This window comes from Duganella sp. 3397 (assembly GCF_031456625.1).
Lineage (GTDB): Bacteria > Pseudomonadota > Gammaproteobacteria > Burkholderiales > Burkholderiaceae_D > Rugamonas > Rugamonas phyllosphaerae.
The window spans coordinates 932,843-953,758 of the sequence record NZ_JAVDVB010000002.1 but is presented as its reverse complement, the minus strand read 5'-3'; the positions used below and the strand labels follow the sequence as shown (position 1 = coordinate 953,758).

Genomic DNA, 20,916 nt, shown 5'->3' with positions numbered 1-20,916 from the left:
CGTGTTTCTTCATCGCAAATGTCACATTCTCGTCTAGAATGTCTGGCAAGTTGTTTTGAGGCATTTATTGATGCCATCGCGGATTGAACAGGGAGCAGGTATGGCAAGGCCGGAAAAAGTCAGGTTGGGAGAAATCCTGGTCCAGCAAAAGCTGCTGTCGGAAGAGCAACTGGGACTGGCGCTGACCGAGCAAAAGCGCAGCGGCCGCAAGCTGGGGCGCGTGTTCGTCGAAAACGGTTATGTCACCGAAGAGCAAATCGCCAACGCGCTGGCGCGCCAGCTCGATATTCCGTACCTGAACCTGAAATTCTTCAACGTCAATCCCGAGATCGTGCGCATGCTGCCCGAGACCCAGGCGCGCCGCTTCCGCGCGCTGGTGCTGGAAGATCGCAAGGGCACCTTGCTGGTCGGCATTTCCGACCCGACCGACCTGTTCGCGTACGACGAGATTGCCCGCATCGTCAAACAGCCGATCGAGCTGGCCGTGGTCAACGAGACCGAGGTGCTGGGCGTGATCGACCGCATCTACCGCCGCACCGAGGACATCTCCGACCTGGCGCGCGAGCTCGAGCAGGATCTGGGCGACGTGTCGGTGGACTTCGGCGCGCTGGCCGCCAATCCCAACCTGGAAGAAGCACCGATCGTCAAGCTGCTGCAATCGGTGTTCGACGACGCCACCCAGGTGCGCGCGTCCGACATCCACATCGAGCCGCAGGAGGGGCGCCTGCAGATCCGCTTCCGCATCGACGGCGTGCTGCACCTGCAAACCGAGACCGATATCAAGATCGCACCGTCGCTGGCGTTGCGCCTGAAGCTGATGTCGGACCTCGACATCTCGGAAAAACGCCTGCCGCAGGATGGCCGTTTTGCCGTGCGCGTGCGCAACCAGCGCATCGACGTGCGGATCTCGACCATGCCCACCCAGTACGGCGAATCGGTGGTGATGCGCCTGCTGAACCAGAGCAGCGCCCAGTTGCGGCTCGACGCCATCGGCATGCCGCGCGCGCTGGTGGAAAAATTCCGCGCCATCGTCCAGCGCCCCAACGGCCTGGTGCTGGTGACCGGCCCCACCGGCAGCGGCAAGACCACCACGCTGTACTGCGCGCTGGCCGAACTCAATTCGGTCGAAAAAAAGCTGATCACGGTGGAAGATCCGGTCGAGTACCGCCTGGCGGGCATCAACCAGGTCCAGGTCAACGAAAAGATCGAGCTCGACTTTGCCCGCGTGCTGCGCTCGGCGCTGCGCCAGGATCCCGACATCGTGCTGGTGGGCGAGATGCGCGACCAGGAGACCGCGCAGATCGGCCTGCGCGCCGCCATGACCGGCCACCTGGTGCTATCGACGCTGCACACCAACGACGCCATCAGCACGCCGCTGCGGCTGATGGACATGGGCGTGCCGCGCTACATGGTGGGCAGCTCGCTGCAGGCGGTGCTGGCGCAGCGCCTGGTGCGCACCATTTGCGAAAGCTGCACCACGCCTTACCAGCCGACACCGTCCGAACGTGAATGGCTGAGCCTGGAATTGAACGACAAGGTGGACATGGCGCGTTACTTCCACGGCAAGGGCTGTTCGCATTGCAACGGCATGGGCTACCGCGGCCGTACCGGCGTGTACGAGCTGCTGGAAATGACGCGCGCCGTGGTCGATGCGGCCAACGATCCGAACCCGTCGCACTTCCTCAAGGTGGCGCAGCAGCAAATGGCTGGCGAAACCCTGCGCCGCCACGCGGTGCAACTGGTGGTGCAAGGCCGCACCACCATCGCTGAAGCGATGCGCATCAGCAACCAGGTCGAGGAGTGACGTGCCGTATTTCGCCTACAAGGCCCGCAACGCGCGCGGCGAACTGATGCAGGGTGTGCTGGAAGCGCCCGACAGCGGCGCCGTGGCCGACCAGTTGTTCAACACCGGCGTGACGCCGATCGAAATTACCGTCACCCAGAAGCGCGTGGCCGACGACGGCGAGGGCTGGTGGGCCAGGCTGCTGGAAAAAAAGGTGACGTCGATGGACGTGCAGCTGTTCAGCCGCCAGCTGTACACGCTGCTCAAGTCGGGCGTGCCGATCATGCGCGGCCTGGCCGGCTTGCAGGAGTCGGCGGTGAGCAAATCGTTCGCCAAGGTGATCAAGGATTTGCGCGAGTCGCTCGATTCGGGCCGCGAACTGTCGGCCGCCATGCGCCGCCACCCGGACGTGTTTACGCCGTTCTACCTGTCGATGGTGCGGGTGGGGGAGATGACCGGCCGCCTGGAAGACGTGTTCCTGCGCCTGTTCGATCACCTGGAATTCGACCGCGACATGCGCGAGCGCGTCAAGACCGCGCTGCGCTATCCGAGCTTCGTGGTGTTCGCCATGATTGCCGCCATGGTGGTGGTCAACATGTTCGTGATTCCGGCATTTGCCGGCGTGTTTGCCAGCATGCACGCCGAATTGCCGTTGATGACACGCATCCTGATCGGCACGTCCAGCTTTACCGTGCGCTACTGGCCCGTGCTGGCGGTGGTGACAGTGGCCGGCACCCTGGGCTTTCGCAGCTGGATCCGCACTACCAGCGGCCGCTATCGCTGGGACAAGTTCAAGCTGACCATCCCGGTGGCCGGCAAAATTATCCTGAAAGCCACGCTGGCGCGTTTTGCGCGCAGCTTTGCGCTGTCCTCGCGCAGCGGCGTACCGATCGTGCAGGCGCTCACCGTGGTGTCGCAAACGGTCGATAACGCTTACCTGTCGGCGCGGGTGGAACAGATGCGCGACGGCGTCGAGCGCGGCGACAGCATCCTGCGCACGGCCGCCGCCGCCGGCGTGTTCACCCCGGTGGTGCTGCAAATGATCGCGGTGGGCGAAGAAAGCGGCGCCATCGACGACCTGATGGACGAAGTGGCGCAAATGTACGAGCGCGAGGTCGATTACGAACTCAAGACGCTGTCGGCGCAGATCGAACCGATCATGATCGTGTTTCTCGGCATTATGGTACTGATCCTCGCGCTGGGCATTTTCCTGCCGATCTGGGACCTGGGCAAAGCGGCGCTGCCGCACTGAGTGCGCCGGCGTGAGTGTTATGACAAACCTTGTGACGCCAAAACAACGCGGATACTCTTTGCTGGAATTTGTCGTGGCGGTCGCCATCGTGGCCGTTTTGGCGACGGTCCTGCTCAATCGCATCGCGTATTACCAGGGCCAAGCTGAACGTGTTTCTTTGCAAACAACTGTTGCCAACTTGCGATTATCGCTGCAAAGCCGCGTTGAGCAAGGCAAGTTGCCAAGTGGCAGCTCAAATTTAACGATGTTGGCCGAAGAAAATCCGTTCAACTGGTTAAAGAGCAAGCCTGTCAATTATGCAGGTGAATATTACGCTCCGTCTGACGCGCAGATCGGCCCCGGCAACTGGTGTTATGACCGAAGCGACAAGAGCGTCGTTTATTTGTTAAATAATGCGGAAACATTTTCTCAGGGTCAGGCGAAACGTTTGAAATTCAAGGTAAAATTGTTGCACTTGCTCAACACATCTGGCGTTGCGGAAAACGCGGCCGGTACGGTGGTCGGTCTCGACATCGAGCAAGTGAAGACCTGACGTGATGACGCGGGTTTTTCTCATTCAATGTCCGATTTGGAGAAGTATATGAACAAGCAAGCGATGTCCGTCACCCGCGCCCGTGGCGCACAGTCGGGTTTCACCCTGATCGAGCTGATCGTTGTGATCGTGATTCTCGGTATTCTGGCTGCGGTGGCGTTGCCCCGATTTAGTAATCTGAGCGGCGATGCGCGCGTGGCGTCGCTTAACGCGGTACGCGGCTCGTTGGCGTCGACTGCCGCGACGGCACGTGGCGCGTGGTTGGTCAATCCTGTCAATCCGACGTTCGAGGGCATCGTGGTTCTGATGGATGCCAATGGCTATCCACTTGCCGGTCAGACTCTATTCGATGCTGCTGGACTGACTGCCAATGATTACACCCTTATCCCCGGTGCCGCTGCGCTCACTGCCGCTACGGCAACCACCCCGGCAATTCCGGCCAACGGTTTCGCTGTGGTCCCACGTGGCATTGCCGGTACCGCTACTGCGGTCAATTGCTTCATTACTTACACTCAGTCGGTGGCCGCCAACACCCCGCCAGTGGTGTCGAATGCACCCACTCCCGCAAACTGCCGTTCATAAGCTAGCCGAATAGACAAGGGCGGACATGTTGCAGTTCAGGGCAGGCAGGTGTTCTGGCCGCGCCGGCTTCACCATGATCGAACTGATCATGGTGATAGTCCTGATCGGCATCATGGGCGCGGTGGTCGGCAGCAGGTTCGTGGACCGCCAGGTGTTCGAAGCCAGGGCGTTCGCCGACCAGGCCAAGGCACTGATACGCTACGCCCAGAAGCTCGCCATCGCCCAGAACCGTCCGGTGTACGTGCGCTCCACGCCTGCCGGCTTCGCGGTGTGCTTCGACGTGAACCCTGCCACGGGGACGGTCTGCAATACGGCCGCCAACCTGGCCCAGGCGCCGGGCGGCACCAACAACGGTACCACTGCCACCCGCGCGTTCTGCGTGTTTCCCGTCGGCGGCGCCTACGTGGCCAACTGGGCATGCCTGGGCAGTCCCGGCATCGGCATCGCCAGCACGGCGCCGCGCACTGAAATGGCACAGAATGGATATTTCTATTTCGATGCAGCGGGACGGCCGTTCAACAGCGGCGACGCCGTCGACGGCGTATCCGGCTTCACCCGGCTGACGCTCAACTTCAGCAGCGGCAACCAGACCGCCACGCTCAATGTCGAGGCGGAGACCGGTTATGTGTTCTAGACAGTTTTCCAGGCGCGCCCGCGGCGTCACCCTCATCGAGCTGATCCTCTTCATGGTGATCATGGGCGTTGCGGCAGCCGGCATCATCGGCGTGATCAATCTCAGCAACAAGTCCAGCGCCGAACCGCTGCGCCGCAAGCAGGCGCTGATGATTGCCGAAGCGCTGATGGAAGAGGTACAACTGGCGCGCTTTACCTTTTGTACGCCCGACGATCCGAACGCCGCCAGCGCCGCCAACCAGGCCGCTTGTACTACCCCGATGCGGGTGGGTGCGCGCGCAGCTGGCGCCAATCGCCCGTACGGCAATGTCGCCGACTATGCCCTGGTGGCCGGCCAGCCCACGTTCACGTTCGCTGTGAACAACGTGGACGTCGACATTAGCGGCAACCGGCTCGGCGTGGACAGCACCGGCGCCACCATGGGCAATGCCTCGCTGGCGCCCATCCGCTCTACCGTCACGCTCAATTTCGTCGCCGGGCTCGGTCCTGCGGGGGCGGCGATCACGTCCAGCGCCGGCGCCCTCAATGCCCTGCAGATCACCATTACCACCACCTACGGCGGGGCCAACGAATTCGTGCGGCTCGACGCCTACCGCACGCGCTACGCGCCGAACGTGCTGCCGTGATGGCGTCCAACATGATGCCCAGGTTGCACGCTCACCACCGTAGCCAGCGCGGCTTCACGCTGGTGGAGATCATCGTCGCGATGGTGCTGACCACGATCATCGCCGGCACGCTGGTGCTGTTCATCCGGCGCCCGGTCACCAGTTACCTCGACACTGCGGGCCGCGCCGAGATGACCGATGTCGCCGACCTGGCCCTGCGCCGCATGGCGCGCGAGATCCGCGCGTCGTTGCCCAACAGTACCCGCGTGAATAACGTCGGCGGCGTGGTGTTCCTGGAATTCATTCCCACCTACGGCGGCGGCCGCTACCTGTCGGTGGAAGACAACACCACGACCGGCACGCCGCTCAGTTTTACCAACGGCGCGGCGACGAGTTTCAGCGTGGTAGGCGCGAACGCCGCGATGGCGCCAGGGGTGCCGAATTACATTGCCATCTACAACCTCGGCGTCGGCTTCCAGGATGCCGACGCCTATGCCGCCAGCAACCTGGCGCGCGTGACCGGCAGCGCCATTGCCGCGTCCTTGCAGACGATTTCATTCAGCGCCGTGCCGGCGACCGAGCTCGGTGGCGGCAACGCCGTGTCGCCACTGGCCAATCCGTTTGCGGTGCCGGTCAACGCTGCAACGCCAAGGCCGCCCAATACCTCGCCCGACCAGCGCTTCCAGGTGGTGGGCAGGCCCGTGATCTTTCGCTGCCAGGGCAACGCTACCGGCACTGGCACGCTCACGCGGTCAGTTGCAGCCAGTTTCAGCCCGGTGCCGTCGCAGCCGGCAACTGCCGCCGGGGTGCTGCTGGCAAACAATGTTGTGGCATGCAATATCAGCGTCGGCACCAATCCGAACCGGCAATCGGCGCTGGTCGGGCTCACGCTCACGCTCGGCCGCACCAGGCCCGACAGCGGCTTGGAAACCGTGACGCTGGTCCATCAAATCCACGTGAACAATACGCCATGAACCAACCTGTCATGAACCCGCGCAGGCTGCGCAAGTCGTCCGGCGTGGCGCTGGTGACGGCGATCTTCCTGCTGGTGGTGCTGGCCGGGCTAGCCGTGGCGGTGGTGTCGCTGACCACCACGCAACAGGTCATCCGCACCCAGGACGAACTGGGCGCGCGCGCCTACCTGGCGGCCAAAGCCGGGATGGAGTGGGCGCTGTTCACCCAACTGCAAGGGGGCGGCCTCGGTTGCCCATCCACCAACACCTTCGCGTTGCCGGCCAATACCAGCTTGTCGGGGTTCACGGTGACTGTAGCTTGCGAGGCGCCGCCGGCCGGCTTTGGCGTCGCGTCAGGAGCTGCGGACCCCACCGCCAACCGCATCACCATCACCGTCACCGCGTGCAATGCCACGGTCGGCACCGCCTGTGCGCCGAACAACAGTCCCGACTACATCCAGCGCGTGGTGCAGGCGCAGCTTTAAAGAAACAAGCGCTGCGGGAAAATGTGTATTTTTACTGCATGAATGTCAAATAGCGTAAAAATGATTCGAAAGTTGAATATAATCAACGACATAACCACAGAGAAACACGGGCATGGGATTTTTTACAAGAACTAAAAAGAAGGAAGGCTGGGTCACCGTCTCCTTTTTGCGCGATGGACTCTGCGTCGCCCGCGTCCAGCGCGCGCGCGATGGCAAGGCCGTGGTGGAACTGTCCGCGTTTCAGCCCGCCACCGACAGTCGTTCGCCGGTGGCGCTCGAACGCGCCGCCAAGGAATTCAAGCTTGCCAGCTACCAGCTCGGCACCATGCTCGGCGGCGGCGAATACCAGCTGCTGACAGTCGAAGCGCCCAATGTGCCCCAGGACGAATTGAGAACCGCCGTGCGCTGGCGCCTGAAGGACATGCTCGACTTCCACGTCGATGACGCCACCATCGACGTGCTCGATATCCCGGTCGATCCCAACGGCATGTCGCGCGGCCATTCGATGTTCGCGGTGGCCGCCCGCAATGCGCTGATCCAGGCGCGCCAGGCGCTGTTCGCCGACATCCAGCTGGCGCTGACGGTGATCGACATTCCCGACCTGGCGCAACGCAATATCTCGGCGCTGCTGGAAACCGAAGGCCGCGGCCTTGCCATGCTGTCGTTCGACGCCGACGGCGGCTTGCTGACGATTACTTTCAAGGGCGAGCTGTACCTGTCGCGCCGCATCGACGTCACGATTGCCCAGCTGCTGGAACCGGACACCGACAAGCAGCAGGGTTGTTTTGACAAGATCACGCTGGAGCTGCAGCGCTCGCTCGACCATTTCGACCGCCAGTTCAATTACGTCAACGTCAACAAGTTGTTGCTGGCGCCCACCGGCGCGCCCGGACTGCACGAATACCTGGCGGCCAACCTGTACACCCCGGTCGAAGCCATGGGCCTGGAAGACGTGTTCGATCTTTCGCGGGTGCCGGCGCTTGCCGATGTCGAGCAGCAGCAGCGCTTCTTCCTGACCCTGGGCGCGGCCCTGCGGCACGAGGAGGTTGTGCTGTGAGCCAGCAGATCAACCTGTTCAACCCGATCTTCCTCAAGCAGAAGAAGATCTTCGCGGCGCTGCCGATGGCCGAGGCGCTAGGCGCCATCGTGCTGGGCACACTGTTGATGACCTGGTACGCCAGCCGCAATGTCGATGAGCTGGCGCAGCGCGCCGCCCATGGCAAGACCCTGCTGGCCGAGCGCGAGCGGCGCTTGCAGGAAGCCAACAAACAGTTCGCGCCGCGCCAGAAAAGCGCCACCCTGACCACCGATGTGGCGCAAGCCCGGGCCGAGCTGGCGTCGCTGCACCGGGTGGAGCAGTTTCTTCAACAGGGCGCGCTGGGCAACAGCGCCGGCTATGCCGAGTATTTTCGGGCGTTCGCGCGCCAGAACGTCAACGGCCTGTGGCTGACCGGCGTGACTATCGCTGGTGCCGGTACCAACATCGGCGTTGAAGGCCGCGCCATGCAGCCGATCCTGATCCCGCAATACATCGCCCGCCTGAAAACCGAGCGCGTGATGCGCGGTAAAACCTTTGCCAGCCTCGATATCACGCGGCCTGACGCGGCGCTCGCGCCGGCCGCCGCCAGTGCTGTTGCCGCCGCGCAGCCGGGTCCCGCCACGGCGGCGCCTTACGTGCAGTTCAGCCTGCAATCGACGGGAGGACAGGCCAAATGAAACCATTGAAAAACGCCTGGATCAAGGTCAGCACCAAGCTCGACGCCATGACCTTGCGCGAACGGGCGCTGGTGTTCCTCACTGCCACCGGCCTGATCCTGTTCCTGCTCTACACCATGGCGGTCGAGCCGATGCTCAGCAGGCAGGCCATATTGCTGGCGGAAATCGCCCAGCAGCAAAACCAGATCAGCGGCATCGATACCGAAATCGCTGCCCGTGCCCAGGGTTTCGTGGTCGATCCCGACGCCCAGGCCCGCGCCGAACTGAACCAGGCACAGGCCGAGATCGACACCGTCGGCGCCAGGCTGCAAGCCGTGCAGAAGGGACTGGTGGCGCCGGAAAAGATCGCGCCGTTGCTCGAGCACCTGCTGCGTGGCAATGGCAAGCTGACACTTGTGGCGCTGCGGACGCTGCCGGTAACCGGCATGAACGAAGCGGCAGCGCCGGCGCCACCTGCCGCCCCCGGCACTGCGGCAAACGGCGTGCCGTCAGCACAGGCGCAGGCGCTGGAGCAGGCCTTGCAGCAGTCGGCATTGCAAAAAACGCCGCCACCGGCCACCCAAGGCGCCGCACCGGGCAGCAACCCGGCAAACATCGCTGCAAGCACCGCTGCAACCACGCCTGCCACCGCGCCGCAGCCGATGCCGGTGCCTGGGCTTGGGCCCGACCCTGCCACCATCGCCACCGCCAAGCCGCGCGAGCTGCTGTACCGGCACGGCGTGGAAATCGTTCTGCAAGGCAGCTACCTCGACATGATCAACACCATGCAGGCGCTGGAAGCGTTGCCGGTACAACTGTTCTGGGGCGGCGCGCGCCTCGATGCCCAGCAGTATCCCGAAGCGCGCCTGACCCTCACGCTCTACACCCTGAGCCTGGACGAACAATGGATGAAACTATGAGCCGCGCCACCATCCGCCTGGGTGCCGCTCCGGTGCTGGCAGTAGTGCTTGCAATGGCGCTGGCCTGCGCCGCGCCAGGGGCCTCGGCGCAACTGGCCGACCCCACCCGGCCGCCGCCCGAAGCGCGCCTGGCTGCCGCTGGCGGCGCAGCTGATTTGGGGCCGGCGCCCAGCGGTCCACAACTGCAGTCTGTGCTCAATGGAAATCATGGCCGGCAAGTGGCCGTGATCGACGGCCAGGCCCTGCGCGTGGGCGACAAGATCCACGGCGCCACCCTGGTCCAGGTCGGCAAGGATCGCGTGGTTTTGCAACATGGCCGCACGCGCCAGGTCTTGAAGCTGTATCCCGATGCCGGCAATGCCAACGCCAACGCCAACGCTAACATCGGCGCCACGGTCCGGCGCCAAAGCGCCCCCAACACCGCACCAGAGAAGTGATTATGCAAAAGTACCTGCCCCTTGCCGTCCTGACGACGCTGATCCTTGCCGGCTGCCAGACGGCACCCCAGCCCGACACCTACAACAAGATCGGCGCCGAGGTCGACGCCGCGCTCAAGGCCAGGCCGCCGGCGGCCAGCCAGGCCGACGCCGTCGCCAGCGCCTTGCTGCCGCCGGTGGCGCAACTGGCCGAACAGCTGCCCAAGGCGCGCGCAGTGCTGGAAGAACGCTTCAACGTCTCGTTCAACAACGTGCCGGTGCAGCAGTTCTACAATTCCATCGTGGCCGGCACCCGCTACAACATGCTGATCAATCCCGACGTGACCGGCAACATCACGGCCAATCTGAAGGACGTGACGCTGTTCGAAGCGCTCGAGGCGATACGCGAACTGTACGGCTACGACTACAAGATCGACGGCACCCGCATCTACATCCGGCCGCTCACCATGCAGACCAAGATGTTCAAGGTCAATTACCTGACCGCCACCCGCAAGGGCGTGTCGAGCTTGCGCGTGTCGTCGACGTCGGTGGCCAATGCCGGCACCAGCAGCAGCGGCAGCAGCAATACCGGCAATGGCAATGGCAACGACAACTCGGGCAACAGCAGCAATAACAATGGCAATAGCGGCGACAGCGGCAACGGCGGCCGCTCGCAGTCGCAGCGCGACGCTGCCAGTGTGCAGACCACTTCGGCCAGCGACTTCTGGGTGGAACTGAAAACCGCGCTCGACGCCATCGTCGACAGCGGCAAGGACGGCCGCAGCGTCACCATCAGCCCGCAGTCGGGCGTGATCGTGATCCGCGCCATGCCCGATGCCTTGCGCAATGTCGACGATTACCTGCGCGCTACCCAGGTGTCGGTGGACCGCCAGGTGATCCTGGAAGCGAAAATCCTCGAAGTGGAATTGAACAGCAATTTCCAGAGCGGCATCAACTGGTCCGCTTTCGGCAAACTCAGCACCAATAGCCGCATTGCCACCGGGCTGGTGCAGCCAGGGACCGCCCTGGCGCCACTCGGCGCCAACAATACGGGCGTCACGCTCAACAACGGCAGCATCGTGGCCAATCCCGGCGCGGCGATCGGCGCGGCGGGCGATGCCATGGGCTCGTTGTTCGGCCTGGCTTTCCAGACCAGCAATTTCGCCGCCCTGATTTCCTTCCTCGAAGGGCAGGGCACGGTGCACGTGTTGTCGAGCCCGCGCATTGCCACGCTTAACAATCAAAAGGCGCTGCTCAAGATCGGCACCGACGAATTCTTCGTCACCGGCGTCAGCACCACCACCAACAACAATGCCAACGGCACCGGGGTCACCACGCCGAGCGTCACGCTGCAACCGTTCTTCTCGGGGGTGGTGCTGGACGTGACGCCGCAGATCGACGACCAGGGCAACATCATCCTGCACGTGCACCCGTCGGTGAGCCAGGTGTCCACCGTCAACAAGGCGGTCAACCTCGGCGTGGCGCTGGGCAGCCTGTCGCTGCCGCTGGCGTCGTCGTCCACCTCGGAGATGGACAGCATCGTGCGCGGCCAGAACGGCCAGGTGGTCGCAATCGGCGGCCTGATGCGCCAGTCGACCACCTCGGACCGCTCCGGCGTGCCGGGCATCGGCGGCTTGCCAGTGGTGGGCGCGCTATTCCGCTCGACCGGCGAAGTGGTGCAAAAGCGCGAGCTGGTGGTGCTGATCAAGCCGACCGTGATCGAATCGACGTCGGACTGGAACCAGGATTTGCTCGATAGCAGCCGCCGTATCAAGGACCTCGATCCGCAGCGGCGCGGGGGGCTCCGGTAACCATGTACGCCAGACACTTCGGTTTGCGTGAAGCGCCGTTCAACATCACGCCGGACACCAGCTATTTCTTTACCTGCCCGCATTCGCAGGAGGCGTTGAATACCTTGCTGGTGGCGGCCAAAAGCGGCGAGGGCTTCATCAAGATCACCGGCGAAGTGGGCACCGGCAAGACCCTGCTGTGCCGCAAATTCATTGCCACCATCGGCGATGGTTTTGTCACGGCCTACATCCCCAACCCCTTGCTGGAGCCGCGCAGCCTGATGCTGGCGCTGGCCGACGAACTGGAAATTGTGTTCGAGCGCGACGTCGATCAGCACCGGTTATTGAAATCGATTACGGCGCGCCTGATCGCACTGGCCCAGCAAGACCAGCAGGTGCTGCTGCTGCTCGACGAAGCGCAGGCGATTCCGATCGAGAGCCTGGAAGCGCTGCGCCTGCTGTCGAACCTGGAAACCGAGAAGCGCAAGCTGTTGCAGATCATTATGTTCGGCCAGCCCGAGCTCAACCTGCGCCTGCAGGACAATGCGATCCGCCAGCTGGCCCAGCGCATCACCTTCCATTACCACCTGGGACCGCTCAAGCGCGACGATCTCGACTACTACCTGGCGCACCGGCTGCGGGTGGCCGGCTACGATGGCAGCCGGCTGTTTACGCGCGGCGCGGTGGCGCGGCTGTATGGCGCCAGCGGCGGCATACCACGGCTGGTTAACATCATCGCCAACAAGGCGCTGATGGCGTGCTTCGGCGAAGGCCGGCAACAGGTCACGCGCAGCCATGTCAGCATGGCGGCGCGCGACACGGTGCAACTGCGGGTGCGGCCACACCTGCGGAGCCGGCTGGCGTGGGGCGCGGCAGGGATGGCAATACTGGTGGCCGCTTGCGGTCTCACATGGGCACTGAGCAAATGAGTCTGATCAATAAAATGTTGCAGGATCTCGATGCACGCGGCGGCGCGCGCGAGGACGGTTTGCAGCAACGCGAACTGAAAGCCGCGCCGCCCCCCGAGCGCGAACGCCGGCCGCTGTTGCTGGTGGGGGCCGGCGTCGGCGTGGCGGCGCTGGCCGCAGCTGCGGCCGGCTGGTATGGCTGGCAAACCATGCATCGGGCCACGCCGGTACCTGTACCGGTGCAGGTCATGGCGGTGGCGCCACCGGCTACGGCGCCGTCTGCTACAGCGGCAGCAGCACCGGCGGTGCCGACGGCGCCAGCGGCCAGCGGGCCGGCTGCAGAAGTGCCGACTGCGGCGCCGGTGCTTGCTCAGCCTGCCGTCATGGTGTCGTCCGCGTCGCAAGGGCAAGCCGGACCGGCAGCGGCCGTTGCGACTCCTGCCGCCACGTCTGCCACGACGTCTGCCACCACGCCTGCCGGCACGGCTGCGGTCAACCACCGGCCAACGCCGACCGCTGCCGTTGCCGATACCGCTGCCTATGCCACCACTGGCGCTTCGCGCCAGCCGCGCCAGGGCAGCGCGCGCGCCGAGGCGGGCGTGACCACCAAGCCCGAGCTCACGCCCAAGCAGCTCTCCGAAAACACCTACCGGCGCGCGCTGGCGGCGTTGCAGGAGGGCCGCCTGAGCGTGGCCCTGGCCGATCTCGACCGCGCGCTGGAAATCGATCCGCGCAACGATGCGGCGCGCCAGACCTATGTCTCGCTGCTGCTGGAAAATCGCCGGCCCGACGACGCCATGCGCCAGCTGCGTTTGGCGCTCGGCATCGATGCGCGCCAGCCCGGCCTGGCCATGGTGCTGGCGCGCTTGCAGCTCGAGCGCGGTGGTCCGGCGCTGGAAACCCTGATGACCACCTTGCCGCACGCCGCCGCCAATGCCGACTACCAGGGTTTCCTGGCCGGCGTGCTGCAACGTGAGCAGCGCCACGCCGAAGCGGCGCGGTATTACCAGGCGGCGCTCAAGCTGTCGCCACTCAACGGCGTGTGGTGGATGGGCCTCGGCATCTCGATGCAGGCCGACCAGCACCCGGCCGAGGCGCGCGAAGCGTTTACGCGCGCCCGCACCGGCAACGGCATCACCCCGGAATTGCTGGCCTTTATCGACCGCCGGCTCGACCAGTTGGCGCGTTCCGTACCTTAGTGAGAGCACCAGTCAATTAATAAGAGAGTTGGGTGATACTGCTGAGCGTGCCTTAATATTAAGATTGTGATGATTATTTCAAGTGAAATGTCATATAACACTTACTATTGAGGCTCAGCATGAAACAATTCTCTTCAAAGCAAGCTCTGGCCGTCGGACTGACGCCTTTGTTGCTCTCGCTGGCAGTGACCAATGCTTTTGCGGCGGACGTCGTGCGCACCGGTAACGCCGGCCAGAATGGCGCCGCTGCCACCGCACCGCTTGCCGCTGGCGCCGCCGGCAAGGCCGGCCAGTCGCTCACCATCAATCCCGGCAATGCCGGTGCGGTCTACAACAACCTCACCGTCACCGGTGGCCGGGGCGGCAATGGCGGCGCGGGCGGCCCTGCCGTCCAGGAAGGCGATGCCGAAGCCGGTACCGGCGGCAGCGGCGGCCACGGCGGCGCGGCCAGCGCCACCACGCTCGACCTGACCGGCTACGCCGGCGCCAGCGCCCTCGGCGGCGACGGCGGCCATGCCGGCGCGACCCCGGGCTGGTTCAATTTCACACCGGCCAGCCCTGCCTACGGCAACGGTGGCAATGGCGGCGCCGCCACCAGTACGGCCCGCACCACGGCAGTCGGTAACGCCACCGCCTTGGCGGTGGCAATCGGTGGCGCAGGCGGCAATGCCAATGGCGGCGCCGTCGGCATCGCCGGCGTCGGTGGCGCGGCCACGGCCGCTGCCAGCGCCACCTCGCTCACCGGCAATGTTTCGGCCACGGCCGTTGCAAACGGCGGCGCCGGCGGCAACGGTGCCAACATCGCCTGGCGCGGCGCGCGCGGCGGCAACGCCACGCTCAACAACGCGGTGCGCGGCACCACCACCGGCGGCTCGGTTACGCTGGCGCAGCGCGCCACCGGCGGCAAGGCCGGCGACAGCTTCGACACGATCCCGCCGTACCAGGACCTGGTCGGCGATGCTCGCGGCGGCAACGCGGTCTCCACGCTGGTACTGGAAGACAATGTCGCCAGTGGCTTATCGCTCGATATTGCCAGCACCGGTGGCAACGGCGGCGCCTTGTCGGACACCGGCATCTCGCCCAACGCCGGCGGCAACGCCAGCAGCGCGCTCACGCTCACATCGGGACGCAACGGCGCCGGCATCGACGCCCAGGTAGCGGCGGTTGGCGGCATGGGCGGCAGCACGCCGTTCGGCGGCGGCATCGGCGGCAACGCCAGCGCCAGCGCCGATTTGCGCGGCAAGGGCGCGGTCGATGGCCGGGTGGTTGCCACCGGTGGCGCGGGCGGCACCGGTGGCAACGCCACCGCTTCGCTGCGCGTCAGCGGCGCCGGCACCGTGCGTGGCACGGCCGAGGCAAATGCCGGCGCCGGTCGCGAGCAGTGGCCGCTCACCAGGAGCAACTACGGTGCGGCGACGGCCAACCTGGCGCTGTCGGGCGACGGCGCGCTGGGCGCGGCCTCGAGCAATGGCGGCTACGCCACCAGCAACACCAATGTGTCGACCACCGGCATGCGGGCGGTCGACGTGCAGTCGCAGGCGGTGGCCAATGGCGCCAACGGCGCCGACATCGGCTCGGCAATCGCCAATACCGTCGTCAATACGGTGCGGGCGGGTATTTCTGCCGGGACGGCTGCGGTGCGCGCCGTGTCGGTTGCCCTGGGCGGCGAGCGGATCGAAAAAGCCACCGCCACCACCGACGTACGCGCCGCCGGCGACATCGTGGCCAGCAGCCGCGCCGTTGGCGGTTACACCAGCAACGGCGCCACGGATTCCCTCGCCGGCGAAACCGTCAGCACCAGCAGGGCGATCACCAGCGGCGCCCATAACGTCAGCGTCACCGCCACCGCGCTGAGCAATATTGGCGACGCCAACGGCGCCCGGGCGTTCCGCGGAAACGGTACCGCCAGTGCGTACGGCCGTTCCGGCAGCGGCATTGTCGAGAGCGTCGCAGTGGCGCGCGGCGGCGTCTACGGCTACGGCTACGAGGCAGGCAACGGCCATGCCAATGCCGCCGCGACTGCGGTGACGACGCAACGAGGCGGTGTGAGCCTGGCGCGTGCCGAAGGCGAAGCCTTGACCCTCAATGTCAAGGCCACCGCGCAGGGCATCGCTGCTGCCGGCGGCGCGGTCACCTATGCGGCCGGCGCCCGCAGCACGCAAGGCACGCTGGCGCAGACCTCGGCCTCGAGCGCCTACCGCGACAGCGCCTTCCAGTTGCCGCAGCTGGCAGCGGTTTCCACCATGACCGCCCACGTGGGCGCCGGTCCGGTCAACCCGGGCGCGCTGGGCCTGGGCGCCAACGTGGCCGCCGCCATCCCGACCGTGCTGGGCACCGGCGTGCACGCGGCCGGTATCGAAGCACCGCTCTCCGAGACGCCGGCCGTGCTGGCGACGACCGGTGAATTCAGCTTCGCCACCGACAGCGCCCAGCGCCTGTTGCTGGGCTTCGTGTCATCGACCTTCGCCGGCGGCAGCTTCGACGCGCTCGATCTCACCATCAGCAACAACGGCGTGACCCTGCTGTCGCAAAGCTTCACCACGCTGGCGGCCGCCAACCTGTTCTTCAACGACCACGTGCTGGACCTCGGTTCGTTCGGCGCGGGCAGCCAGCACCTGGTGATCAACTCGTCGCTGACGTACGCGCAGCAAGGCGCGTATGCGTTCAATTACGTGCTCGGTGGCGGCGCGCTGTTCCGTACCTCGGCGCTGGGCGTGGCTACGCTTGACAGCGTCTCGGCCGTGCCGGAACCGTCGGCCTGGTTGATGATGAGCCTGGGCATGGGCGGCATGTTGCTGGTGGCGCGCCGCCGCAAGTCGAAGACAGTTTGCTAGGGCCGACGGCGCCTGACGGCTGCGTGGTCGGCAGCCGCTGGGGCCCCGGCGCGCCAGGCGCTCGGTGTCATGCCGAAGTGATTGCGGTAGGCGCGTGAAAAATGCGCCGGATGGCTGAAGCCGTATTGGTAGGCAATCTGGCTGATCGGCTGGTCCCCCCAGTCCGGGTCGCGCAAGGCCAGGTGGCACAGTTGCAGGCGCGTTTCCCACAGCCAGGTGCTGAAGCTTTGCGCCTCGCCCGCGAACAGGCGGTGAATGTGCGCCGCCGAAATATCGAGTGCCTCCACCAGTTGGTTGACCGACAGGTCGCTGTCGCCAATGCGCTTGAGCGCGTATTGGCGGATCCGGTCCAGGTGGTACTGGCTCAAACTGGGCCGGCGTTGTGGCTCCGCCACCACCACGCCCAGTGCGCAGGCGGCCAGCGTGTGGCGGAAGGCGTCGGCGGCGTGCAAGGCCGCTGCCCGGGGCAGTCTGCCGTAATCGGTGGCGACATGACAATCGGCCATCGCCGTCAACAGCGCCACCTGCGGCTGGCGACACTTCTGCACCACGCCCAGCAGGGTATCGATCAGCGGACACAGGTTGCGCATCGGCGCCGCCGGCAGTCGCGCCACCATCACCTCGAACGGTTCCTCGAAATGCAAGTGGTAGGGCTGGCCGGCATCGTGCAACAGCATGTCGCCGGGGGCCAGCCGCAGCTTGGCCCCCTGCTGCGCCAGGGTTGCGGTACCGCGCCGCTGCCAGGTCAGCAATAAACATTGTTCGCCGCCGTCGCCAGGCTGCGCGATGTCGCGCTGCACGCTGTGACGCGTGCCTGCCGCCTGCGACAACGTCAGCGTGCCGAGCGCCTGGCTTTTGAAGGTGCCGGGAAAGTCGCTGACGGTTTCCATGTCGAACCAGGGGGCGGGGCAGGGCGATGGCGTGGTCAGCATGGGTTCGGTGGTGGAGAGATTGGATCAAGCAATGAGAGACTCAGAGGAAATTATAACTATCCCAAGTAAATTATTATATTCACAATATGCAATAACCGGTTTACCGTTCGCTTACCCTGCCATCCACTCCACGAAAATCATTCAATGAAAACCTCGCACCTCAACGTCGCACTAACGCCACTGTTGCTCGCCATGGCGGTCGGTCAGGCATACGCCGTCGATATCACCCGCAGCGGCGCCAACGGCGCGCCTGGAGTCCGGGGCACCACCGATGATGCTCCTGGCAATCCCGGCGGCGCAGGTAGCGCGGTCCGGCACCGCGTCGCCACCAGCGACGCCTCCAGTCGCCTCACATTGAACGGTGGCCATGGTGGCTACGGCAGCGCGGCGGGTACTGGCCAGGCGGCGCCGGTGGAGGGCACCCCTGGGGGCGCTGGCGGCGCCGGCGGCGAGGCACGCGGACGGCTCAGTGCCGGTCGCGTCACTGGCAACGTTGCTGCCGAAGTAAATGTTCGCGGTGGCAATGGCGGCAACGGTGGCTCTGCCTGCTGCAACCCCTGGGGCACGGCGCCGAGCGGTGCCGGTGGTGCCGCCGCAGGCACCGCTACCGCTGCAACCGGCAATGGCAATACCCGGGTACAGGTGCGCGCCACGGGCGGAACCGGTGGCGAGGTGGCCGATGGCGGCGCAGCCTTCGCCAGGGGCACGTCTGTGGCCATCAACGGTGTGGCGACGGGCGACGTGCTGGCCGTTGGCGGTAATGCTGGCGCCCCGTACGATCCGCCCGGGCCATGGAGCTTGGTGCATGGCTCACAGGGCGACGCCACTGCCGACCTGACCGTGCTCGGTAGCGGCGCTGCCAGCGGCCGGTCGGCTGCGGCCGGCAGGGTTGCCACGGCCAACTTGTCCGTGTCCAGTAGCGGCCTGGTCAGTGGCTGGTCTGACGCATCGGGCCGCGATGCCACCGCCACTCTGGCGCTGCGCGGCGCGGGTGGCACCGGCACCAGTAACGCCACCGGGCTGCACGCCACCAGTTCGGCGCGCGCCTACACTGGCGGCAGTGCGGTGGTGGACTTGACGGCGCTGGCGCAGGTCGACACGTTCTATGGCGGCGCCAGTGCCGACGTCCACGTGGATTCGGGCTACGGCATGGCGGCGACCGGCAGCGCCGCCATCTCCGGCAGGGCCCTGGCCGGTAACGTCGAGAACGCGCATGGCCTGAACACGGCGCGGGTGACCTTGCTGGGCACCGGTACGATCGTGGGGGCCAGCCAGGCGCGCGGCGCCGACAGCATTTTTACGTACGAAGGTTCTTACACCGGCTACCAGTTGGGCGGTGGCGAGGCGCAGAGTTTTGCCAGCGGTATCACGCGCGGCAGTGGCGATGTCACCATCACGGCGCTGGCACTGGGCGGTAAATCGATGATCAGCGATACGACGTATCCGACCAAGGGCGGCAATGCCAGCGCGGTCGCCACCGGCCAGTCCGACAGCGGCAGGGTGACTGTGACGGCCGAGGCGCATTCCTACGGTGGCACGCAAATCAACAGTCCGTTCGACTCACCCCAGGTGCATGCGAGCGCCAGGACCACCGCTGGTGGCGGCACCTCCCGCGCCGAGGCGCGTCACGCAAGCTACGACTTGTACGGCGAGTATAGCGCTCTTGCCGAAGCATCGAGCGTGGGCAGCGGCGGCGCCACGGCGGTGGCGACCGGCATCAATGCCGGCGGCGGTTACGGCGGCACGCTCGAAAGTCGCGCCACTTCCGGTGGCGGCGGTATGACCATCACCACCTCTGGCCGGACCTGGCTGCTGGGCGCCGACAGCGAGGTAACGAACGCTGCCAACGTCGGTGGTGCGCTGTACGCCTTGCCCAACGTTGCCGGCACCAACGCCGTGGTGTCGGTTGCCACCGGTTTGCCATCAGGCGCGGACGTCGCTGCCTTGTTGAACGATAGTCCCGTGCTCGCCGCTGCCGATGCGCGGTGGATCGCCGCAGGGGCCATGGCCTACAGCAATGTTTCGCAGTCGCTGGTGCTGCAGAGCGAAGTGCGGTACACGTTCGCCACCGGCGGCGGCCAGCACCTGCTGCTGGGACTGTTCGGCGCACCGGGCATCGCCAGCGACGACTTCTCGCTCGACCTGTCAGTGTCCAATGATGGCGTGCCGGTGTGGACGGGATTTTTCTCTGGTAGCGCATTGACTGCGTTGATGACGGACCGGCTGATCGACCTGGGCGGCTTTGGCGCCGGCATGCAGAACCTGTCGATCGCGGCATCCTGGTCTGCCACCAACCAGGTCGCGTCCGACTACGGCTTCCGCTACCTGCTGGGCGTCTCGCCGGTGCCGGAGCCGTCCACCTGGCTGGCCATGCTGCTGGGACTGGGCACTTTGGTGATGGTGGCGCGCCGCCGCAGGGTGTAAGCATTTTCAGGGGGCGGTCGGCCAACTACAGGCCGGCCTGCGCACCCCACACCTGTTTCATGCTGAAGCGGGTGTCGGCTTCGTCTTCGGTGATCGCTGCGGCGATGGCTGTGGTGGGCAGCGGCCTCGCCTCGGCAGTCACCACTGCGCCGGCGGCGTCGCGCAGGCAAATCACTTGCCCCGGCCCGTCGGCCCCACGGCGACTGACCACGCCTATCTCTCCGCCGTGCAGACGCACCAGACAGCCGGGCGGATAGTCGCCCAGTTCCTGCTGAAAGACGTCGAGCAGGTCCGCATCGACCGGATTGGCGCGGTCTTCGCGCAGCGCACGCAGCGCCTGGTCGGGCAGGATCGAGCGCCGGTAGTTGCGCGCCGACACTTGCGCGCAATAACGGTCGGCCAGGCTCAGCAGTTTGGCGTTGAGTGTGACCTCCGGGCTGGCGATGCCGGCCGGGTAACCGCTGCCGTCGTCGTTTTCGTGGTGCAGCAGCACGCAGGAAATCCAGTCGTCGTCCTGCACGCCCGCGCATTGCAGCAGGTTGGCCGAATCCTCGGGGTGACGCCGGACGATGGCCAGTTCTTCGCTGGACAACGGCGTGTGCTTGTTCTGGAACGTGTCCTGGTGGCGCAGCATGCCGACGTTCATGGTCAGCGCGGCGGCGGTCAGTGTCAGCGTCTCGACGCGGGTCTTGCCCAGCCGGCGCGCCATCACCACCACCACCACGGCGGTCTCGATACAGTGGCGCACGGCGTAGCTGCCGGCGATCTGGTTGAGCAAAATGGCGGCCAGGGCGATGTCGGCGTGCTGTTCGACCGCGTGGATCACGTCGCCGGCGATGTCCCGCAGCGCGCCTTCGGCGTCGGGTTCGTTGCGCAGGTTTTCCAGCAGGTGTTGCAGTTGGCGGTTGCTTGCATTGAGCAGATGCAGCACCGAAGCGGAAGGCGTGCCGGGGTCGAGGTCGGCCATGGTTGG

At 65.5% G+C, this 20,916-nt stretch carries 19 protein-coding genes; 17 read left to right on the top strand and 2 right to left on the bottom strand.

All coding sequences use genetic code 11. The features are described from left to right. Window positions 1-100 precede the first annotated feature (100 nt). The 16 genes from J2X54_RS08635 to J2X54_RS08560 all read left to right on the top strand — a co-directional run bounded on the left by J2X54_RS08635 (window position 101) and on the right by J2X54_RS08560 (window position 16,587). The gene (locus J2X54_RS08635; RefSeq protein WP_310179807.1) at window positions 101-1,804 is read left to right on the top strand and encodes a GspE/PulE family protein; all 1,704 of its coding nucleotides are present in this window, start codon (window positions 101-103) and stop codon (window positions 1,802-1,804) included. 1 nt (window position 1,805) lies between these two features. Further along, window positions 1,806-3,035: a type II secretion system F family protein gene (locus J2X54_RS08630; protein ID WP_310179805.1), complete on the top strand. Its 1,230-nt coding sequence runs from the start codon at window positions 1,806-1,808 to the stop codon at window positions 3,033-3,035. A gap of 19 nt (window positions 3,036-3,054) precedes the next feature. After that, window positions 3,055-3,567 (top strand): prepilin-type N-terminal cleavage/methylation domain-containing protein, encoded by a 513-nt coding sequence (locus tag J2X54_RS08625; RefSeq protein WP_310179804.1) that lies wholly within the window; start codon window positions 3,055-3,057, stop codon window positions 3,565-3,567. 48 nt (window positions 3,568-3,615) lie between these two features. Continuing rightward, the gene (locus J2X54_RS08620; protein WP_310179803.1) at window positions 3,616-4,149 is read left to right on the top strand and encodes a type II secretion system protein; all 534 of its coding nucleotides are present in this window, start codon (window positions 3,616-3,618) and stop codon (window positions 4,147-4,149) included. Window positions 4,150-4,174: 25 nt separating this feature from the next. Further along, window positions 4,175-4,783, top strand: a complete 609-nt coding sequence (locus J2X54_RS08615) for a prepilin-type N-terminal cleavage/methylation domain-containing protein (RefSeq protein ID WP_310179802.1) — start codon at window positions 4,175-4,177, stop codon at window positions 4,781-4,783. Beyond that, complete coding sequence (locus tag J2X54_RS08610) at window positions 4,773-5,408, top strand: prepilin-type N-terminal cleavage/methylation domain-containing protein (RefSeq protein WP_310179801.1); 636 nt, start codon at window positions 4,773-4,775, stop codon at window positions 5,406-5,408. The genes J2X54_RS08615 and J2X54_RS08610 overlap by 11 nt, the downstream gene beginning before the upstream one ends. Window positions 5,409-5,419: 11 nt before the next feature. Further along, entirely contained in the window at window positions 5,420-6,361 is a 942-nt protein-coding gene (locus J2X54_RS08605) for a type II secretion system protein (protein WP_310179800.1), read from the top strand. After that, window positions 6,358-6,825 carry an agglutinin biogenesis protein MshP gene (locus J2X54_RS08600; RefSeq protein WP_310179799.1) on the top strand — a complete coding sequence of 156 codons (468 nt, stop codon included), beginning with the start codon at window positions 6,358-6,360 and terminating at the stop codon, window positions 6,823-6,825. The genes J2X54_RS08605 and J2X54_RS08600 overlap by 4 nt, the downstream gene beginning before the upstream one ends. A gap of 112 nt (window positions 6,826-6,937) precedes the next feature. After that, window positions 6,938-7,882 carry an agglutinin biogenesis protein MshI gene (locus tag J2X54_RS08595; protein WP_310179798.1) on the top strand — a complete coding sequence of 315 codons (945 nt, stop codon included), beginning with the start codon at window positions 6,938-6,940 and terminating at the stop codon, window positions 7,880-7,882. Further along, window positions 7,879-8,541 (top strand): MSHA biogenesis protein MshI, encoded by a 663-nt coding sequence (locus tag J2X54_RS08590; protein ID WP_310179797.1) that lies wholly within the window; start codon window positions 7,879-7,881, stop codon window positions 8,539-8,541. The genes J2X54_RS08595 and J2X54_RS08590 overlap by 4 nt, the downstream gene beginning before the upstream one ends. Next, complete coding sequence (locus J2X54_RS08585) at window positions 8,538-9,440, top strand: hypothetical protein (RefSeq protein WP_310179796.1); 903 nt, start codon at window positions 8,538-8,540, stop codon at window positions 9,438-9,440. The genes J2X54_RS08590 and J2X54_RS08585 overlap by 4 nt, the downstream gene beginning before the upstream one ends. Next, a complete protein-coding gene (locus J2X54_RS08580; RefSeq protein ID WP_310179795.1) occupies window positions 9,425-9,877 on the top strand; it encodes an MSHA biogenesis protein MshK in 453 nt (150 codons plus the stop codon). The genes J2X54_RS08585 and J2X54_RS08580 overlap by 16 nt, the downstream gene beginning before the upstream one ends. Window positions 9,878-9,879: 2 nt before the next feature. Then, window positions 9,880-11,667 carry a pilus (MSHA type) biogenesis protein MshL gene (gene mshL, locus J2X54_RS08575; protein WP_310179794.1) on the top strand — a complete coding sequence of 596 codons (1,788 nt, stop codon included), beginning with the start codon at window positions 9,880-9,882 and terminating at the stop codon, window positions 11,665-11,667. Window positions 11,668-11,669: 2 nt separating this feature from the next. Further along, complete coding sequence (locus J2X54_RS08570; RefSeq protein WP_310179793.1) at window positions 11,670-12,575, top strand: AAA family ATPase; 906 nt, start codon at window positions 11,670-11,672, stop codon at window positions 12,573-12,575. Continuing rightward, window positions 12,572-13,753, top strand: a complete 1,182-nt coding sequence (locus J2X54_RS08565) for a tetratricopeptide repeat protein (RefSeq protein ID WP_310179792.1) — start codon at window positions 12,572-12,574, stop codon at window positions 13,751-13,753. The genes J2X54_RS08570 and J2X54_RS08565 overlap by 4 nt, the downstream gene beginning before the upstream one ends. Window positions 13,754-13,872: 119 nt before the next feature. Continuing rightward, the gene (locus J2X54_RS08560; protein WP_310179791.1) at window positions 13,873-16,587 is read left to right on the top strand and encodes a PEP-CTERM sorting domain-containing protein; all 2,715 of its coding nucleotides are present in this window, start codon (window positions 13,873-13,875) and stop codon (window positions 16,585-16,587) included. Here the strand turns inward: J2X54_RS08560 and J2X54_RS08555 are convergent. Next, window positions 16,584-17,519 (bottom strand): AraC family transcriptional regulator, encoded by a 936-nt coding sequence (locus tag J2X54_RS08555; protein WP_310179790.1) that lies wholly within the window; start codon window positions 17,517-17,519, stop codon window positions 16,584-16,586. The genes J2X54_RS08560 and J2X54_RS08555 overlap by 4 nt on opposite strands. A 144-nt stretch (window positions 17,520-17,663) precedes the next feature. Here J2X54_RS08555 and J2X54_RS08550 point away from each other — a divergent pair, with 144 nt between their 5' ends. After that, the gene (locus tag J2X54_RS08550) at window positions 17,664-19,943 is read left to right on the top strand and encodes a PEP-CTERM sorting domain-containing protein (protein ID WP_310179789.1); all 2,280 of its coding nucleotides are present in this window, start codon (window positions 17,664-17,666) and stop codon (window positions 19,941-19,943) included. A gap of 25 nt (window positions 19,944-19,968) precedes the next feature. On the opposite strand, the gene J2X54_RS08545 is transcribed toward J2X54_RS08550, so the two are convergent. Then, the gene (locus J2X54_RS08545) at window positions 19,969-20,910 is read right to left on the bottom strand and encodes an HD domain-containing phosphohydrolase (RefSeq protein ID WP_310179788.1); all 942 of its coding nucleotides are present in this window, start codon (window positions 20,908-20,910) and stop codon (window positions 19,969-19,971) included. Window positions 20,911-20,916: the final 6 nt, after the last annotated feature.

Coding starts and splice junctions, on each gene's coding strand:
- J2X54_RS08620 (WP_310179803.1), top strand. CDS start 3,616: ATGAACAAGCAAGCGATGTCCGTCACCCGCGCCCGTGGCGCACAGTCG.
- J2X54_RS08605 (WP_310179800.1), top strand. CDS start 5,420: ATGATGCCCAGGTTGCACGCTCACCACCGTAGCCAGCGCGGCTTCACG.
- J2X54_RS08585 (WP_310179796.1), top strand. CDS start 8,538: ATGAAACCATTGAAAAACGCCTGGATCAAGGTCAGCACCAAGCTCGAC.
- J2X54_RS08565 (WP_310179792.1), top strand. CDS start 12,572: ATGAGTCTGATCAATAAAATGTTGCAGGATCTCGATGCACGCGGCGGC.
- J2X54_RS08615 (WP_310179802.1), top strand. CDS start 4,175: ATGTTGCAGTTCAGGGCAGGCAGGTGTTCTGGCCGCGCCGGCTTCACC.
- mshL (WP_310179794.1), top strand. CDS start 9,880: ATGCAAAAGTACCTGCCCCTTGCCGTCCTGACGACGCTGATCCTTGCC.
- J2X54_RS08580 (WP_310179795.1), top strand. CDS start 9,425: ATGGATGAAACTATGAGCCGCGCCACCATCCGCCTGGGTGCCGCTCCG.
- J2X54_RS08570 (WP_310179793.1), top strand. CDS start 11,670: ATGTACGCCAGACACTTCGGTTTGCGTGAAGCGCCGTTCAACATCACG.
- J2X54_RS08635 (WP_310179807.1), top strand. CDS start 101: ATGGCAAGGCCGGAAAAAGTCAGGTTGGGAGAAATCCTGGTCCAGCAA.
- J2X54_RS08595 (WP_310179798.1), top strand. CDS start 6,938: ATGGGATTTTTTACAAGAACTAAAAAGAAGGAAGGCTGGGTCACCGTC.
- J2X54_RS08555 (WP_310179790.1), bottom strand. CDS start 17,519: ATGCTGACCACGCCATCGCCCTGCCCCGCCCCCTGGTTCGACATGGAA.
- J2X54_RS08625 (WP_310179804.1), top strand. CDS start 3,055: ATGACAAACCTTGTGACGCCAAAACAACGCGGATACTCTTTGCTGGAA.
- J2X54_RS08560 (WP_310179791.1), top strand. CDS start 13,873: ATGAAACAATTCTCTTCAAAGCAAGCTCTGGCCGTCGGACTGACGCCT.
- J2X54_RS08610 (WP_310179801.1), top strand. CDS start 4,773: ATGTGTTCTAGACAGTTTTCCAGGCGCGCCCGCGGCGTCACCCTCATC.
- J2X54_RS08600 (WP_310179799.1), top strand. CDS start 6,358: ATGAACCAACCTGTCATGAACCCGCGCAGGCTGCGCAAGTCGTCCGGC.
- J2X54_RS08550 (WP_310179789.1), top strand. CDS start 17,664: ATGAAAACCTCGCACCTCAACGTCGCACTAACGCCACTGTTGCTCGCC.
- J2X54_RS08545 (WP_310179788.1), bottom strand. CDS start 20,910: ATGGCCGACCTCGACCCCGGCACGCCTTCCGCTTCGGTGCTGCATCTG.